Raw genomic sequence first — 17,727 nt, 5'->3', positions numbered from 1 at the left:
CATGGCGATGGTCGACACCGGTCAACTCCGGTTGCACGTACAGCGCATGAGCCCGCCCGAGGGCCGTCGCCCCACCGCCACCGCGGTGTTGGTGCACGGTCTGCTCACCGACAGCCTGGCCAGCTACTACTTCACCATCGCGCCGCCGTTCGCGCTGGCCGGTATCGAGGTCGTCATGTACGACCTGCGCGGTCACGGCCGCAGCGGGCGTCCGGCCACCGGCTACACCCTCGACGACAACATCGACGACCTGGAGGCGCTGCTCGACCGGCTGGAGGTGACCGGTCCGGTCCATCTGGTCGGCAACTCCTATGGCGGGACGGTGGCGTTCGGCTACGCGGCCCGTCATCCGGAGCGAGCGGCCAGTGTCTCCCTCATCGAGTCGGAACCGGCGACGGCGGCCTGGGCACCGAAACTCGGCGGCATCCTCCAGCGCGTGCTGCACGAGTTGGCGCACAACGAGGACGACGCGATCGCCTGGATCAGCGCGCACCGCGGCCACAACACCGCCCGTCTCGCGAAGGGCGCCGCCCGGCTGGCCCGGGAGACCTCCCTCTCTCAAGACATCCCGGCCAGCAGCGTGTTGACGGAAGATCAGATCCGCGCGGTGCGCTGCCCGGTGCTCGGCATCTACGGCGGCGACTCGGACCTCGCCGAACTCACCCCCTGGCTGGAGTCCGCGCTCCCCGACTGCCGGACCGTCGTCGTCCCCGGCCACGAGCACTCCGTGCTGGTCGAGGCGGCGGGTACGGTCGGCGGCCACATCCTCTCCCTGATCCAGGAGGCGAGCGCGACCGAGGTGGCCGTCCGGTGAGCCGGTTCCTCTTCGTCGTACCGCCGCTGGTCGGCCACATCAACCCGGCGACAGGCGTGGCCACCGAACTCGCCGCACGCGGCCACGAGTTGGCGTGGGCGTGCGCCGACCCCGATCTCGTACGGCGGCTCGCGGGAGAGTCGGCGCGGGTGTTCCCGTGCGCCGGACCGGTACCGGGCACGGGCGAGGGCGTACGGCCGCCCGACATCCGGGGGCCCGAGGCGCTGAAGTTCCTGTGGGAGGCGTTCCTCGCGCCGCTCGCCGAGCAGATGGCGCCCGGAGTCACCGCCGCAGTCGCGGAGTTCGAGCCGGACGTGGTTGTCGCCGACCAACAGGCCCTGGCCGGCGGCCTGGTGGCGGAGCGCCTCGGCATCCCGTGGGCGACCTCGGCGACCACCTCGGCCGAGTTCACCGACGTGTTCGCGGGCATCCCCAAAGTCGGCCTCTGGCTGGACGAGTTGCTGCACCGGCTCCGCGCCGACCTCGGCGACCCGTCCGGCACCGCCGACCTCCGCTTCTCCCCCCACCTGGTGCTCGCGTTCAGCACCCCGGAACTCGTCGGCCCCGAGGCGCGGCAGGGCGAGCAGATCCGCTGGGTCGGCCCGTCGATCGCGCCCCGCCCGGCCGCGCCCGACTTCCCCTGGGACTGGCTGGACCCGGCCCGGTCCCTGGTCCTGGTCAGCCTCGGCACCGCCAACACCGATGTGGGCGCCCGTTTCCTCACCGAGTGCGTCACCGCGCTGCGGGCGCGAACGGACCGCGTACAGGCGGTGATCGCGGATCCGGGCGGCGCGCTGGGGCCGTCCGACGAGGAGGACAAGGACCTCCTGGTCCTGCCCTCCATCCCCCAACTCCCGCTCCTCGAAAGGGCGGACGCGGTCGTCTCGCACGCCGGGCACAACACGGTGTGCGAGGCACTGTGGCACGGCGTCCCCCTGGTCGTGGCGCCCATCCGCGACGACCAGCCGGTGATCGCCGGTCAGGTCACCGGCGCGGGCGCGGGCATCCGGGTGCGCTTCGGCCGGGTCACCGCACCCAAGCTGGGCGCGGCCATCGACGCCGTACTCCACGAACCCGACCACCGCGCCGCGGCCGACCGTGTCCGTACGGCGTTCCGCGCGGCCGGCGGAACCCGCGCGGCGGCCACCCACTTGGAACTGCTGGCCACCGGCGCGTCCCCGAAGGAGACCCCGTGAGCACCGAGGACGACCCCAAGCCCCCGAGCCGCACCGAGCAGGTGGCGGCGCTACGGCCCGGCTACCAGGCCGACTTGGCCGACGGTCTGGACCGGTTCTTCGAGCCCAGGCGCGAGACCTGTCCCTGGTGCGACTCGTCGCGTCTTCGGACCCGGTTGCGCACGAGGGACCTGATCCAGCACAAGCCGGGCACGTTCGTCCTGGACCGCTGCGAGGAGTGCCGGCACACGTTCCAGAATCCCCGACTGAGCCCGGCGGGGCTGGAGTTCTACTACCGGGACTTCTACGACGGCCTGGGCGAGAAGCAGTTGGGCAACACGTTCGCGGCCCGGACCAAGATGTACGAGCAGCGTGCGCAGTCACTCCTCCCGCATTCCCCGACTCCCAAGAACTGGCTGGACGTCGGCACCGGACACGGGCACTTCTGCGAGTCGGCCCGCACGGTGTACCCCGGCACCACCTTCGACGGCCTCGACTTCACGGACGGCGCCGAACTCGCCGAGCAGGCGGGCCGGGTGGAGCGCGGATATCGGGGCAGCTTCCCGGAGTCGGCCCCGAACCTCGCGGGCCACTACGACGTCGTCAGCATGTTCCACTACCTGGAGCACAGCACCGAGCCCGAGCGCGAACTGGCCGCCGCGCACACGGCCGTTCGTCCCGGCGGGCATCTGCTGATCGAGGTCCCGGACCCCGACAGCCGCTACTCCCGGCTGCTCGGCCGCTGGTGGCTGCCGTGGCTCCAGCCGCAGCACCTGCACTTCATCCCGGTCGAGAACCTGCGCGCCAGACTCACCGACCTGGGCTTCACCGTCGTGGCGGAGCAGCACGCGGAACCGCACGACCCGGTCGATCTCCTCGCCGGCACCTGGCTGGCCCTGGACACGGCCGCGCCCCGCGACGACCTCCCATGGCTGCCGAAGCCCCCGACCGGACTGGCCCGTGTGCTCCGCGCGGCGGTGCTGATCGCGGGGATTCCGGCACTGGTCCTGGGCACTTTGCTGGACCGGTTCGTGGTGAAGCGGCTGTCGCACCGGCTGCGGGTGTCGAACGCGTATCGGCTGGTGGCGCGGCGGGACTGAGCCGACGCCTCTGCAAGGTTTCGGCAAGGCCGCCGCAAGCCTTCCGTCCCGTCGTCGGGGCACCTCCGAGTGGAACGTCGAGTGCTCTCTTCACACGACAACGGGGGTATCAATGAAACGCGACATCGACGACGGGACGGCGACTGCCAGATCCACGGGCGCGGCCGGCGCCGCGCAGTGGCTGACGCTGTCCGGCTGCAAGCGGGTCCTGGTCGTGGTCCACACCGAGGTGTACGGACAGCGGTTGCGGGACGTACTGCCGCTGCTGGAGTCGGATCTGCGGATACAGGTCGACTTCACCATCGCTCCGCACGCCTTCAACGCGGGCGCGACGCGCTCCCTTCCCCACACGCGTGACGGCCTCCTGCCCTGGGAGGAGGCTCGCAGCCGCCGCTACGACTTGGTGCTGGCGGCCGGCTCGCAGGGCGTGGACGGACTGCGGGGTCCGCTGCTGCGGCTGCCGCACGGCGCGGGGCACATAAAGCTCTCGCGGCCGGCCGACGACCGCGATCCAGGTGCGCCGCGCACCGTCGGTGGGTTCGGCAGGCACTATCTGGTCAGGAACGGAAAGGTGGTACCCAGAGCGCTGGCCCTCGCGCACCGGGGCGATCTGCTGACGCTGCGCCGGCACTGCCCGGAGGCGCTGCCCATCGCCGAGGTGGTCGGCGACGCGACCTACGACCGTATGACGGCGAGTCTGCCGCTGCGCCGGCGCTACCGTTCGGCGCTGGGGCTGCGGGGCGACCAGCGGCTGCTGGTGGTCTCCTCCACCTGGGGCTCCGGATCCTCCTTCAGCCGGCTGGACGCGCTGCTGCCCCGGCTCCTGGCGGAACTGCCGTCGGAGGAGTACCGGGTCGCGGTGCTCGTGCACCCGAACGTCTGGTCCGGGCACGGCGACTGGCAGGTACGGTCCTGGTTGTCGGCGGCCCGACGTCGCGGGATCGTACTGATCCCTCCGGGATCGGACTGGCGTTCGATGATCATCGCGGCGGACTGGGTGATCGGCGACCACGGGTCCGTCACTCTCTACGCCACCCTCACCCAGGCGGCGATCGTCCTCGCCCGCTTCCCCGACGCGGACGTCGATCCGGCGTCGCCCGGTGCCGAACTGGCCCGTGTCGTACCGGCGTTGTCACCGTCGCATGCCCTGCCCGAGCAGTTGTCGTACGCCCGGGACACCCGGCCGGTGGCGGAGTACGCGAGGATCGCGCGGCGCATCTCCTCCGAGCCCGGGAGGTTCGGACGCAACACCCGCAGGTTGATGTACCGGTTGCTCGGGCTCGGTGAACCCGCTTTCGAACCCGCGCTGCCACCGCTGCCCGTCCCCCGGCGGCTGCGGGGCTCGCGCCGTGCCCATCGCACCCGCACGGGCGACATGTCGGCATGAACGACTTGGTGATCGAGTGTCTGGACGGTGACTCGGACGAGCGCCGACGCGAGTGCGCCGACGTGCTGTACTGCACGCGCCGGCACGCGCCCGTCGACGCGTGGCTGCTCGCCGGCCGGGTGTTGGAGCGCTATCCGGGGTGTGCGCTGGTGCTGGTCCCCCGGGTGGGCGGTGGTTGCGTGGCGCGGGTCCGGCCTTCCCAGGTCACGGCAGGGTGCGCAGGCGCTCTTCGAGGCGTTGCCGGTCGCTCCTGTTGACCGGCCCGTAGCGGGCCAGGGACTGTTCGTACCAGTCCCTGGCCCGCTCGGTGTCACCACGTTCCTCGGCTCCCTGACCGAGCAGTTCGAGGACCCGCGCCTGCCAGGGGACGGAACCGATGGCCTCGAACTCCCCGAGGGCGTCGAGCAGTTGGCGTTCAGCGTGCTCGTGACGTACTCCGTCCCGCAGGGCATGTGCGCGCCCCAGGTAGGCCAGGGCACGAGCGGCGTCGTGGACATCGCGTTCGGCGAGCAGGCCTTCGCGTGCCTCGACGAGGTGGGGCAGCGCCTCGTCGAACCGGCCTGCGGCCAGGGCGGTGTCCCCGAGGGCGAGGCGCGTCAGAGCGGCTCCACGCCGGTGCCCGATGTCCTCGCGCAGGGCCAACGCCCTGCCGAAGTAGGCCCGGGCTTCGGTCAGTCGGCCCGCGAGCCGGGACGTCTGCCCCAGGCCGTGCAGCGCCTGGCCCGCTCCACGCCGAGCGGCGGCGAGACCCTCTTCCTCTCCCCGCGCGGTGAACCTGGCCACACCCTCTTCCGCGGCGTCGAGTGCCTGCTGGAACCAGGAGGCGGCCTCTTCGTACCGGCCCACGCTGTACAGCCCGACACCGCCCGAGGTGAGCATGCGGCTGATCCCGTCCCGGTCGCCGTCACGGCGAGCCGCCATGAGGCCGATCTCGTGGGCCTCGATCCACAGGTCGTACGGTCGCAGACGAATCGCCAAGGGCCATAAGGCGTCGGCGAGTTGCCAGGCGGCGGCATGCCAGCCACGCTCGGCCGCGGCGCGCAACACCCCCATGAGAGCGGCTCGTTCCGCGTCGAGCCAGCACAGCGCGCCGGTGGCTCCGGCGAACGGAGGCGGGCCGGGCGGTCGGGCGTAGTCGCGGCGCAGGGTCAGATGACTCGGTGTCAACAGGCCCTCGGCCGCGGTGGCGGCGGAAAGATAGAAGTCCACGACCGAGCGCACCGCCCGTTCCACCCCCTCGACGGACTCCTCCGCCGCGGCGCGTTCGCGCGCGTGGGCACGGAGCAGATCGTGGAACCGGTAGCGCCCCAGCCCGGTCCGCTGGTCGGGGCCGAGATCCTCAAGGAGGTTCACCTCGGCGAGTTCGTCGAGCAGCCGGTCCGCCTCGTCCAGTGACACCTGGCATACGGCCGCGACAACCGGCGGGGTGATCACCGGCACCGGCAGGACGCTCAAGCGCCGGTATCCGGCGGCCAGTTCGGGCACGAGGAGACGGTACGACTCCTGCAGCGCGGCACGTACGGCAGACTCGCCCCCGACGCGGAGCGCGTTCAGCGCGCCCTCCTCGCCGCCGTTCAGCGCCCGTGCCATGACCGCGAGAGGCTGCCGCGGGCGGGCCGCGAGCCGGGCCCCGGCGACACACACGGCCAGCGGGAGTCCGGCGCACGCCTCCACCATGGCCAGGGCGGCCTCGGGCTCCCGCCTCACCCGGTCCGCCCCCACACGCCGCGCGAGGAGTTCGACGGCGTCCGTCGTACCCAGAACGCCCAGTTGGAGGAAGGCCGCACCGTCCAGCCCCAGCATGGTCAGCCGGTTCCGGCTGGTCACAGCCGTCAACGCGGACCGTGATCCAGGCAGCAGCGGACGCACCTGCGCCGCGCTGAACACGTTGTCGAGGAGCAGCGCGATGCGTGCGTCCGCGGTGACCGAACGCCACAGTGCCGCCTGCTCGTTGAGTTCTGCGGGGATGCGCTCGTGGCCGAAGGATCTGAGCAGTTCCGTGAGCAGTTCACCGGGCCGTGCCGGGCCGTCGGGCGAGTGTCCGCGCAGATCGACGTACAACTGCCCATCGGGGAAGGACTCGGCCCGGCCGAGGAGCCACCGGCGGGCCAGGGTGGTCTTGCCGACACCGGCCGGTCCGCTGATGACGGCGATCACCGGGCTGTCGCGGTGACTCGACAGCAGTCGGTCCAGCGCGGCCAGTTCGTCCTGCCGGTTGATGAAGTGACCTGGCACAGGCGGCAGTTGGCGGGGGACAGTGGGTGGCACGACGACCGCCGGTTCCGGTGCGGGATGGAAGTGGATGCCACCGGTGACGTCGCGGGCCTGGACCACGGGTCCGGTGATCCGGGCGGAGGTCCCGACGGTGTTCGTGGCTCCGCCACCACTCACGGGTTCGGGATCCGTGGCGATCCTGGCGCGCCACAGCAGCAGTTCTTCGGCCAACCACGGTCTGCTCGCCGCCTCCTGTGCCAGCAGTTCGGCAAGTCCCGCGACATCCTCACCGACTCGCGAACCGCCGCCGAGCCAGTCCCGGACCGCCGCGTCCAGAGCGGCGGACGGCACCGGGCGGACGAGGCGGGCGAGCGACCATCTCTCCTCCGGCCGCCGTGCGGCCGAGGTCAGGGCAGCTCGCAGTTCCACGGCCGTCACCTGGTCCATGCGTCGCATTCCCCCTGGGTCCCGGTCTCCCGTTGTCTGCGTCCTACCCAGTGGCTCCTCGCGACAGACCGAACCGATTCCCAACCTGATCAGATGAGTCATAAATGAGCCATTATTCAGTGGAAGTCGGTTTCATATTTGAACACTTATTGACCACGTGCGACTCTTGACCACTCCAGAACACAGGTCGGCCGTCAGACGGGGGCACCGGTGGACTTGGAAATCCGCTTATTGGGACCAGTGGAACTGCGCGGAGATCAGCAAGTGGACGCGCTCGGCTCGGTCAAAGAACGTCTGACGCTCGCGGCCCTGGGAGCGGACGCAGGGCGGCCGGTATCTCACGACACCTTGATCCACCGGCTGTGGGACGACAATCCGCCCGCCCGCCCGAGCGTGAGTCTGCATTCGTACATAGCGCGCATCCGACGCCGCCTGCGCGCCATCGGCGGCGGTGAGCCAATCAGCAGGCAGGCCCACGCCTACACCCTGGACGTGCGCCCCGACCAGGTGGACTGCCACCGCTTCCAACTCCTCATCACCCGGGCCCGTTCACTGAGCGACAGCGGCGACGACCAGGGCGCCCTGCGGGTGCTGCGAGAGGCGGACGGACTCTGGCACGGCGAGCCGCTCACCGGCCTGCCGGGACTGTGGGCCGAACACATCCGGAGCGTCCTCAGGGAGCGGCACCTGTCCGCCCAACTGATCCGTATCGGCATCGAGTTGCGCGGCGGTCACTTCGCCGAACTCGTCCCCGACCTCGCCGCCCTGCTGGAGGAACACCCCACCGACGAACTCCTCGCGGGCCAGCTCATGACAGCCACCTACGGCTGCGGCAGACAGGCCGACGCCCTGCGCGTCTACGACACCGTCCGGCGGCGCCTCCTCGAAGACCTGGGAGCGGACCCCGGCAAGGCTCTCACCCGGCTGCACGAACTCATCCTCGACGGAGCGGCGGTCCACCGTCTCCTGCCCCGCACCGAACCCACCGCGGCAGCCCCGCAGTCCCTGCCCAGCTACTCCGAACTGGTGGGCAGGGAAGCGGAGTTGGCGGTGATCATGCACAACGCCGTACCTCTGCCGACGGCCCCTCCCGCCGCCCGCACGGTGATCGCGTTGCAGACCGTCTCCGGCATGGGCGGCGTCGGGAAATCGCTGGTCGCCCTGCACGCCGCGAAGCGCCTTTCGTCCTTCTTCCCGGACGGGATCGCGTATCTCGATCTGCAGGCCCATTCACCGGGGCGGGAACCCCTCGCCGCCGAGACCGCGCTCACCTCGCTGATCCGGACCTTCGGCGTCCCGGCGACGGAATTGCCACACGACCTGGAGGGCCTCGTCACCCTGTGGCGCAGCTTGCTCAGCAACCGCCGCGCGGTGATCGTCCTCGACGACGCGACGAGCCCGCAACAACTACGCCCCCTTCTGCCGGGCGCCTCCCCCTCGCTGTTCATCGTCACCAGCCGGCGTCGGCTCACCGGACTGCCCGGCATCCACTCGATCCAGCTCGACGTGCTCCCCCCGAAGGACGCGATCACCCTCTTCCGCAGCGTGGCCGGCGAGGACCGCACTCTCCAGTCGGCGGAGGTGGCGGAGATTGTCCGACTCACCGGATATCTGCCACTCGCCATCGAATTGGCCGCCGGGCGCCTCGCGTCCCGCCCGACCTGGACGACCGCCCACCTCCTGCGCAGACTCACGCGCGGACAAGGCCGACTGAAGGAGATCCGGGACGGTACACGCGGAGAAATCGGCAGGACGTTCGACATTTCGTACCGGGCACTCACGAACGAAGAACGAACGGTTTTCCGATTCTTCGGACTGCGATTCGGACCCGACGCGGACACCTACGGGATCGCGGCACTCACCGACCTGCCGCACGACATCACGGAAGACGCCGTCGAGGCCTTGCTGAACGTACATCTGGCCCAAGAGCCCGAGCCGGAGCGCTATACGCTCCACGATCTCCTCGGCGAATACTCACGCGCCCTCGTCATGTCCGAGGAAACGGAGTCCGCACGCACCGAGGCGATCGGGCGAGTGATCCGTTTCTATCTGCACGCATCGGATATCGCGGACCGGATGATCTACCCACGAGGCCTGCGTCCGGACCGGCCGTCCCCCGCTTCACCGCACCCGCTCCCGCCCTGGGACGACCCCCAGTCCGCCCGGCGCTGGCTCCTCGCCGAGCGGACCGCGCTCATCGCCGCGGAGCGCCACTGCCGAGTGGCCGGACGGCTGGGCGAAGCCGCGGCACTCGCCGGCGCGCTGGCCGCCTTCCTCGACGACGAGGGGTACTCGGCGGACGCCCAACGCATGCACGCCTCCGCTGTTCAGCACTGGCACACGACGGGCGAACGGCAGTCCGAAGCGCACGCGTCGATCGACCTCGGCAACGCGCTGTCCCACTGCGGGCGCTACGACGAAGCCCGCGCCGCCTACCAAGAAGCACACCGGACAGCCACCGACATCGGCGATACCGAGGCCGGCGCCGAAGCCCTCCACCAACTCGGCGTTCTGCACTGGAACACAGGACGACTGGCACAGGCCCTCGAATTCCAGCAGGAAACCCTGCGCCTGCGCAGCGCTTCGGGCGACGTCTGGCAGATCGCCCGATCCCGGAACAACTTGGGGATTACCCATTTATATTTAGGGAATTTCCAGGAGGCCCAGGAAAATTTCGATCTCGCGTTGGCCGGATTCCGAAAAGTGACCGACATGCGTGAATACGCGCACGTTTTGAATAATTTATCAGACCTCTATCTCCGCATGGGTCGCGCGGATTCCGCCCGGAATTTCCTCGAAGAAGTACTCGCTGTGCTCAGCGAATCAGGAAGCCCGTCCGAGCGTGCCGTCACCCAGGTGAATCTGGCCAACACGATGAATTCCCCCGAAGAGCTGGACACCATGATGGATCTTTATCAAGAATCGCTGGCCACCTTTCGCCGGCTCGGCGCCCGCCGGAACGCCTCCGACACACTGCACGCGATGGGGGTCGCCCTTCATGCCGCGGGCCGGTTCGCCGAGGCGGCCGTCCGACACGAGCACGCGCTGGACATGGCCAGAAGCGTGGGCGCCGCCCACGAGGAGGCACAGGCCCTCCACTCCCTGGGGCTCACCGAACACCGCCTCGGGCAGAGCGGCTCAGCCGTCGCTCACATCACCCAGGCCGTCGAAGCAGCCGACAGGATCGGCGCGGCACGCGAAGCGGCACAGGCGCGGGAAAGCCTGGCCGAGTTACAGGGAAGCCCCATTATCAGGCTCGGGGCTCAGCGAATAGCCCCTGAATGAAGATTCCGACCGAGTTGCACAGTGGGCCGATGATCATGTATCACATTCCCCGTGGCGATCTGCGCCACAATCGGGCACACGTGATTCGGGAGTACCACTACCCATGGCACGAAGCACCCTCAAGAGGCCCCTCCGGTACCGCCTGACGCTCGCGTTCGCCGGCCTCTCCGCTCTCACCCTCGGGATACTCATCTGCATCCCGAGCATTCTGGAAAACCTCGCCTGAACTGTTCCCGGCTCGGCAGTGGAAGGATTCTTCCACTGCCGGGCCTCCATGAACACTCCCACCGGATTGATGCATTCACCGCATCCGATCCCATCCGGTGATTCCATACTTCTCGCAGCAACGCCACATGGCGGCGACCGGCCGCGGCCCGGTTCCGGGGGCTTCGGCCGGTCGTCGCCGGCGTGCCGCCGCAACGCTCAGCTCGCGGTACGGCGAATCCGCCCCGCGTACCGCGCCTCCAACTCCAGGTTCCCCTCGAAGCCGCCCGGCACATTGGCCGAGACATACACCGGCGGGCGATCCCCCGAGGCGAGCAACCGGGCCGCCGCCTCCGCGACCGACAGCTGCACGAGCATCGCGCCGGTGAGCGTGGACAGGGCGCACACGGCTCCCCCGGTGGGCAGTTCGAGGAGCGCGTCGCCACGCGGGGCCGCGTTGTCGAGGACGACATCGGCGAGGTCCGCGAGCTTCTTGCCGCTCGGGTGACCGGCCGGGACCGCGCGGGTGTGGGCGAGCGAGGTGATGGCCAGCAGCCGGTGCCCGCGCTCCTTCACCCGCAGGGCCATCTCCACGATCACCTTGTTCACACCGGAGTTGGAGATGATCACGAAGAGATCCTCGGGGCGCGGCGCCGCGAGATCGTAGAGGCGCTCGGCGACTCCGGCCTGCCGCTCCAGCAGCGGGTCGTCGAGGACGCTCGGGGCCTCCCCGCCGTAGAGGACGAGGTCGGCGATGCTCAGGCGGTTGGTGGGCACCAAACCCCCGGCCCGGCCCGCCAGTTCGAGGACCATGGCCTGGGAGTGGCCGGTGCCGAAGGCCTGGATGACGCCGTCGGTGCGGACGCAGTCGGCGATCAGTTCGGCGGCGCGGGACACGGTCTCGCGGCTGGACTCGGTGATGTGCTGGAGGACGGCCAGGCTCTCGCGCGCGAAGGTCTCGGCGCTCACGGACTCGGCGGACACACGATTCTCCCCACCGGTGGCTCAAACCACCTATACTTTCCCGATCAATGAATCAATAAATCACACACGGTCCTGGTATTCAATCGATGGCCTCTGGGGTGGCTGATACCTTCTCCACATGCCCCCGACAGACGTCACGACCCTGATCCGCACGGAGCTGCCCCGGCTGGCCGGCTCGCTGCGGAAGGTCGGCGAGCTGATCCTGGAGGATCCGGCCGCCGTCACCCACTGCTCGGCCGCCGAGCTGGGCCGCCGCACCGGCACCTCGCAGGCGACGGTGACCCGGTTCTGCCGGGCGGTGGGCCTCGACTCGTACCAGCATCTGCTGATCGAACTGGCCCAGGAGCGCGGGCGCGGCGAGGTGTCCGACTGGGGCACCGCCGAGATCGGCCCGGACATCTCCCCGGACGACGATCTGGAGCGGGTCGTGCAGGTCGTGGGCAGTGCCGACCTGCGCGCGGTGCAGCAGACCATCGACCGGATCGACCTCGACGCGGTGGAGCGCGCGGCCACCGCCGCCGCCCGCGCGCGGCGCATCGACGTCTACGGCATCGGCGGCAGCGGGGCGGTCGCCCAGGAGACCGAGACCCGGCTGTTCCGCATCGGCTGCGCGGTGCGCGGCTGGACCGAGGTGCACGCCGCCGCCACCTCCGCCGCCCTCCTCACCCCGGCGGACGTCGCCATCGGCATCTCCCACTCGGGTTCGACGCGCGAGACCATCGAACCGTTCGAGTTGGCCAAGGAGCGCGGCGCCACCACGATCGCCCTTACCTCCGACCCACGCTCCGCGCTCGCCCGCGCCGCCGACATCCGGCTCATCTCCTCGTCCTCGGCGACCAGTTTCCCCACCGGCATCATCGGCGCCCGCCACTCCGTGCTGGTCCTCATCGACTGCCTCTACGTCCGTATCGCGCAGCTCTCCTACCAGCGCGCGAGCGCCTCCCTGGCCCTCACCGACCACATCGCCGGGGAGCACACGGTGAAGTCCCGCAGGGGTCGGTGATCTCAGCCAGGACCCGGCCGTGATCTCGGCCGAGTCTGCATGGATGAACCACCGAAGTTACGCGTGGATGGTTGTTTGAATCATCTTCGCGGTGTCAGGATGGGCGCTCCGCCGAGCCTCTGGTAGGAGACCCATGCGTGTCACCGCTGCCCTGTCGACCGAGTTGTTCGTCGGCACCGCCGAGCATCCGCTCCAGGTGATGGCCGTCGAACTCGCCCATGTCCCGGGCCGACCGGTCCGCCTCACGGTCGAGGGCCCGGGTCTGCGCGGCAGCGCGGAAACGGTCGTGGGCGAGGACGGCACCGCGCGCGCCGAGATACCCGTGACCTGCGAGCTCGCGCCCGGCGAGCGGTGCGCGATCGAGGTGACGGCGGCCGATGGCGACCAACTGGCCACCCGCAGCGCCGAGTTCACGGCCGCCGAACCCGGCTGGACGATGTTCATGGTCAGCCACTTCCACTACGACCCCGTCTGGTGGAACACCCAGGGCGCCTACACCGAGACCTGGGACGTCGCCGACGACCCCGCCTCCACCGGTCTCCCCGCCCGCACCTTCGACTCCCGCGGCCAGTCCGGCATGAGCCTGGTCCGCGCCCACTGCGACCTGGCCCGCCGCGACCCGGCGTACACCTTCGTGCTGGCCGAGGTCGACTACCTCAAGCCGTACTGGGACGCCTTCCCGGAAGAGCGCGCCTTTCTACGGGAGTTGATCCGCACCGGCCGCGTCGAGATCATGGGCGGCACCTACAACGAGCCGAACACCAACCTCACCGGCGCCGAGGCGACCGTACGCAACGCCCTGTACGGGGACGGCTTTCAGCGCGGGATCCTGGGCGCGAGTCCCGAAACCGCCTGGCAGCTCGACGCGTTCGGGCACGACCCGCAGTTCCCGGGCCTGATGGCGGACGCGGGAGTGTCCTCCAGTTCATGGGCGCGCGGGCCGTTCCACCAGTGGGGGCCGACGCTCTCGGTCTTCGGCGAGGAGCCGCGCGACCCCCGACGCATGCAGTTCCCGGCCGAGTTCGACTGGATCGCCCCCTCCGGGCGCGGGCTCCTCACCGCCTACATGGTCAACCACTACGGCGCCGGGTGGGCGATCGACAACGCGCCCACGCTCCCCGAGGCCGAAGCGGCGGCGCTGAAGCTGTTCCGGGGGCTCAAGAAGGTCGCGCTCACCCGCAATGTGCTGCTCCCGGTCGGCGGGGACTACGCGCCGCCGTGCCGCTGGGTGATGGACATCCACCGTGACTGGAACGCCCGTTACGTCTGGCCGCGCTTCGTCAGCGCGATCCCCCGGGACTTCTTCGCCGCCGTCCGCGCCGAGTTGGCCGAGGAGGGCCGCAAGGCGTCCCCGCAGACCCGGGACATGAACCCGATCTACACCGGCAAGGACGTCTCCTACATCGACACCAAGCAGGCCCAGCGTTACGGCGAGACGCTCCTCGCCGACGCGGAGGCCTGGGCCACGCTCGCCTCGCTCGTCGCCCGACACCCCTACCCGGACGCGGCGTTGGACAAGGCCTGGCGGCAGCTCATCTACGGCGCCCACCACGACGCGATCACCGGCTCCGAGTCGGACCAGGTGTACATCGACCTGATGACCGGCTGGCGCGAGCTGTACGACCTGGCGGAGGCGGTGCACACCGACGCGACCGAGGCCATCGCCGGGAAGGTCGCCCAACTGCCGGGCGCGGGAGCCGACTTGGTCGTGTTCAACGCGGCGACCTGGGAGCGCCGGGACGTACTGACCGTCGCGTACCCCGGCCTGGTGCCCCTCGACGACACCGGTCTGCCCCTGCCCGCCGTGCGCGAGGGCGACCAACTCCGCGTCGTCGTACCGGAGGTACCCGGCATGGGCCTCAAGGCCCTCCCGCTCGCCGAGGGTTCGGTGGCCGGATGGACACCCGGCGAAGGCCTCACCATCCGCAACGAGTTCTACGAGGTGACGGTCGACCCCGCGCGGGGCGGCGGCGTCAGCGGCCTGCGCGAACTCGGCGAGGACGAGCGGGAGTTGCTGCGCTCCGGTGATCTCGGCAACGAACTCGTCGTACAGGAGGAGTACGCGCGCCACCCGCGCTTCGGTGAGGGCCCGTGGCATCTCACGCCGACCGGGACCACCGCCGCACGCAGTCGCGACGTCACCGCCGACATCGATGTCCGGCACTCCCCCGCCGGATCGCGGATCACCGTCACCGCCGACCTCGGACTGTTCCGGTACACCCAGCGGTTGACGCTGTGGGCCGGGGTCCCGCGCCTCGACGTGACCACCACGATCGACGGGTACGACGGCGCCGACCGGCTGATCCGGGTGCGCTGGCCGTCCGATGTGACCGGCGGGCTGCCGGTGCACGAGGTGGCGGACGCGGTGATCGGGCGCGGGTTCGGGTTCGTCGAGGTGGACAGCGAGGAGTTTCCGTGGACGCTCGACAACCCGGCGAACACCTGGTTCGGGCTCGGGTCCACCGCGCGGGTCGCGGTGCACGACGAGTCGGGGCAGTTGCTCGGCCACCGGTCGATCGGAGTCGCCGAACTCGTCTACGCCGACTGGGACTTGGCCGGCGAACTCGGTGCGCCGCTCGCGGCGGCCCTGGTCCGCGTCGGGGTCACCGCGACCTCGACGATCGCCGGCGGCCCGCGCTACGGCGACCTCGAAGTCGACTCCAATCTCCCGGACTTCCGGATCGCCGTGGGCGCGCCCGAGCGCAACTCGGTGGTCGCCGAGGCCCTCGGCTGGGACCCGGCCGCCGGACGCGAGCTGCGCCGGCAGTTGGCCGAGCGGGGCGTGGCGGCGGTCTGGGTCGCACCGCGTGCCGGACTGCGCGAGGAGTGGGTGCCCGGAGCGGATCTACGGGACCTGGAACGGCTGCCGCTGCTCGTGGTGGCGGGCGCCCGCCCCGAGGACGACGCCAAGGCGGTCGACGCGCTGATCGCCGACCTCGACGACGCGGTCGTCACGGCCACGGCGGCGGGCGGTTGCGAGGCCCTGCCGCCGGGCGACGCCTGGGACGGCCGCAGCTTCGCCGTCCTCAACCGGGGCACGCCCGGCTGTGTCGTCACCTCCTCCGGCGACCTCTACATGTCCCTCATGCGCTCCTGCACCGGCTGGCCCTCCGGCATCTGGGTCGACCCGCCCCGCCGCACCGCTCCCGACGGCTCCGCCTTCCAACTCCAGCGCTGGACCCACGAGTTCGAGTACGCCGTGGTCGCGGGCGCCGGGGACTGGCGCGAGGCCCGACTCCCGCAGGCCGGACATGAGTTCAACCACCCGCTGACGGCCCGCCTCCGAACCTCCGCCCAACAGGGCACGCTGCCCAGGAAGTTCACCCTGCTCGCCCTGGAACCGGCGGGCGAGGTGATCCTCGACGCCCTCAAGCCAGTCGGCTCCCCGCTCGCCCGGGGCAGCGCGGTACCGGTCGACCCGGGGCGCGGTGTCGTCGTCCGGATGCACGAGGTGAACGGCCGGCCGGTGCGGGCCCGGATACACGGGCCGCGCGACTGGGCCGGGGGCACCCGGGCCGACGTACTGGAGGCGCCCGGCGCGGAGTTGGCACCGGAGCGGGACGGCGGGCTCGCCCTCGACGTGACCGGCTTCGAGGTCGCGACGGTGCTGGCGACCACTGCCGCCGAACCCTCAACCGGTCCGGGAATCGCGGCACATGAACCCGCGCAGCCGATCCACACCCGCTACTGGCTGCACAACTCCGGCCCCGCGCCGCGCGGGAACATACCGGTCTCGGTGTACCTCTCCCCCGGCACACTCACCGCCGCCGGCCCGGTCACCGCGACCGTCCGGGTCGGCTCGGAACTCACCGACGCGCCGGTGTCCGGCACCGTGACCTTCGAGGTCCCGCCCGGCTGGACCACCGAACCCGCCGAACTGCCGTACGCGCTGGGCCCGTCCGGGTTCACCCTCTCCGAGATCACGGTGACCCCGCCGCCCGACCCGACCCCCGGCCGCCACTGGCTCGCCGCGCGGCTGTCCTACGGCGGGCAGACGTACGAGGACACCGTGGCGCTTGACGTGCCGGACGGGCAGCACGGGCCAACGCTGGTGTCCCGTCCGGGAGTTGAACGGATCACCGTACGAGCGGGTGAACGCGCGCGCGTCCCCGTGACCGTCCGCAACACCACCCGGGGGCCCGTCAACGGCACCCTCTGGGCCGTCTCCTCGTGGGGCACCTGGGCCGGGGTCGAGCCGGGCTGCCAGGGCTTCACGGTGGCCGGGGGCGCGGAACGGGAGTGCGTGATCGAGGTGGACGGTTCGGCGGTGGCGCCGGGGTCGTACTGGCTGCTGGTGAAGGTGGCCTGGAACGGGTGTGTGGCCTATACGGAAACCGTGCCGCTGGAGGTGACCCCATGACGGAGCACGCGGCCGTGGTGCAGGGCGAGATGGTCGCCAAAGGGAAGGTGGACGCACTGCTCCACGGCGGTCGGGCAGCGCCCCAAAGGGGTGCGGGGCCTCATTCATCAGCGGCTCCGCCGCAGGGCGCGACCAGCCACAACGGCGCCGCAGACGAGGGACATCACGCTGCGGGTCATCCAGCGGAGCGCCTCGCGCGGGCCGAGCGGCAGCGGCGGCGGTGGGCGACCCAGGTCGTGGTCATCGACGAACTGGCCCAACGGGCTTGCGTGGAGCGGGGGTTGAAGCCCCCTGCCGAGGTGTCGCCGGACCGGGTGCCGGCCGTCGCCGAGACCGATGTCGCGGATCTCGGCAGCATCGTCGCGGCGGCCCTCGCTCACTCCCCGGCCGCCCGACTGCTGCTGGCCGAGTTGGAGGGCGAGCATGAGGTCGCGGAGGCCGCCGTACGGGACTACTACGACCGGAACCGGGACCGCTTTCTCACGGCGGAGGCGCTGCGGCGCGGTGTCGACCCGTTCGGCGGGGTGTCATCGGAGGACTTCGTGCCCTATGAGCAGGCACGCGAGGGGGTCGCGCGCGAGTTGCTGCGGGCCGCGGGGCGGCGGGCCTTCTTCGGCTGGTTGGACCAGGCCAAGGCCGGAGTCGTGTATACGGCCGGTCATGAACACCCCGGCGATCCGGCGCACCCGGACCATGAGCACAGGCACTGATCTCCCCCGGAACCTAAAAGCAACACGAGAACCATTGACCTCCG

General features: G+C 70.8%; 11 protein-coding genes. 9 read left to right on the top strand and 2 right to left on the bottom strand.

The window, feature by feature from the left end; genetic code table 11:
* The first annotated feature begins 1 nt into the window (after position 1).
* From ACIRRY_RS44330 to ACIRRY_RS44315, 4 genes are all read left to right on the top strand, one after another.
* Positions 2–814: an alpha/beta fold hydrolase gene (locus tag ACIRRY_RS44330; protein WP_403984740.1), complete on the top strand. Its 813-nt coding sequence runs from the start codon at positions 2–4 to the stop codon at positions 812–814.
* Complete coding sequence (locus ACIRRY_RS44325) at positions 811–2,010, top strand: glycosyltransferase (protein WP_403984738.1); 1,200 nt, start codon at positions 811–813, stop codon at positions 2,008–2,010. Before ACIRRY_RS44330 ends, ACIRRY_RS44325 begins: the two co-directional genes overlap by 4 nt.
* Entirely contained in the window at positions 2,007–3,089 is a 1,083-nt protein-coding gene (locus ACIRRY_RS44320) for a class I SAM-dependent methyltransferase (RefSeq protein WP_403984736.1), read from the top strand. Before ACIRRY_RS44325 ends, ACIRRY_RS44320 begins: the two co-directional genes overlap by 4 nt.
* Positions 3,090–3,201: 112 nt before the next feature.
* Entirely contained in the window at positions 3,202–4,476 is a 1,275-nt protein-coding gene (locus ACIRRY_RS44315; protein ID WP_403984734.1) for a hypothetical protein, read from the top strand.
* Positions 4,477–4,680: 204 nt separating this feature from the next.
* Here the strand turns inward: ACIRRY_RS44315 and ACIRRY_RS44310 are convergent, their stop codons facing one another.
* Positions 4,681–7,137 (bottom strand): tetratricopeptide repeat protein, encoded by a 2,457-nt coding sequence (locus tag ACIRRY_RS44310; protein ID WP_403984732.1) that lies wholly within the window; start codon positions 7,135–7,137, stop codon positions 4,681–4,683.
* A gap of 264 nt (positions 7,138–7,401) precedes the next feature.
* On the opposite strand from ACIRRY_RS44310, the gene ACIRRY_RS44305 reads away from it, so the two are divergent.
* Both ACIRRY_RS44305 and ACIRRY_RS44300 read left to right on the top strand, forming a co-directional pair.
* Positions 7,402–10,422: a BTAD domain-containing putative transcriptional regulator gene (locus ACIRRY_RS44305; protein WP_403984730.1), complete on the top strand. Its 3,021-nt coding sequence runs from the start codon at positions 7,402–7,404 to the stop codon at positions 10,420–10,422.
* A 103-nt stretch (positions 10,423–10,525) separates the two neighbouring features.
* Entirely contained in the window at positions 10,526–10,648 is a 123-nt protein-coding gene (locus tag ACIRRY_RS44300; RefSeq protein WP_403984728.1) for a hypothetical protein, read from the top strand.
* Between the two features lie 197 nt (positions 10,649–10,845).
* Here ACIRRY_RS44300 and ACIRRY_RS44295 read toward each other — a convergent pair whose 3' ends face one another.
* Positions 10,846–11,610: a sugar isomerase domain-containing protein gene (locus ACIRRY_RS44295; RefSeq protein ID WP_403984726.1), complete on the bottom strand. Its 765-nt coding sequence runs from the start codon at positions 11,608–11,610 to the stop codon at positions 10,846–10,848.
* A gap of 118 nt (positions 11,611–11,728) precedes the next feature.
* Here ACIRRY_RS44295 and ACIRRY_RS44290 point away from each other — a divergent pair, with 118 nt between their 5' ends.
* The 3 genes from ACIRRY_RS44290 (at position 11,729) to ACIRRY_RS44280 (ending at position 17,683) form a co-directional block, all read left to right on the top strand.
* Complete coding sequence (locus ACIRRY_RS44290) at positions 11,729–12,613, top strand: MurR/RpiR family transcriptional regulator (RefSeq protein ID WP_200713152.1); 885 nt, start codon at positions 11,729–11,731, stop codon at positions 12,611–12,613.
* A gap of 133 nt (positions 12,614–12,746) precedes the next feature.
* Positions 12,747–16,973: an NEW3 domain-containing protein gene (locus ACIRRY_RS44285; RefSeq protein WP_403984724.1), complete on the top strand. Its 4,227-nt coding sequence runs from the start codon at positions 12,747–12,749 to the stop codon at positions 16,971–16,973.
* On the top strand, positions 16,970–17,683 hold the full coding sequence (locus ACIRRY_RS44280) for a peptidyl-prolyl cis-trans isomerase (protein ID WP_403984722.1): 714 nt from the start codon (positions 16,970–16,972) through the stop codon (positions 17,681–17,683). Before ACIRRY_RS44285 ends, ACIRRY_RS44280 begins: the two co-directional genes overlap by 4 nt.
* Positions 17,684–17,727 lie beyond the last annotated feature (44 nt).

The organism is Streptomyces sp. NPDC101776 (assembly GCF_044766845.1).
In the GTDB taxonomy this organism is placed as follows: Bacteria; Actinomycetota; Actinomycetes; order Streptomycetales; family Streptomycetaceae; genus Streptomyces.
The sequence above is the reverse complement of the archived record's forward strand: the minus strand, read 5'-3'. Positions and strand labels throughout refer to the sequence as shown.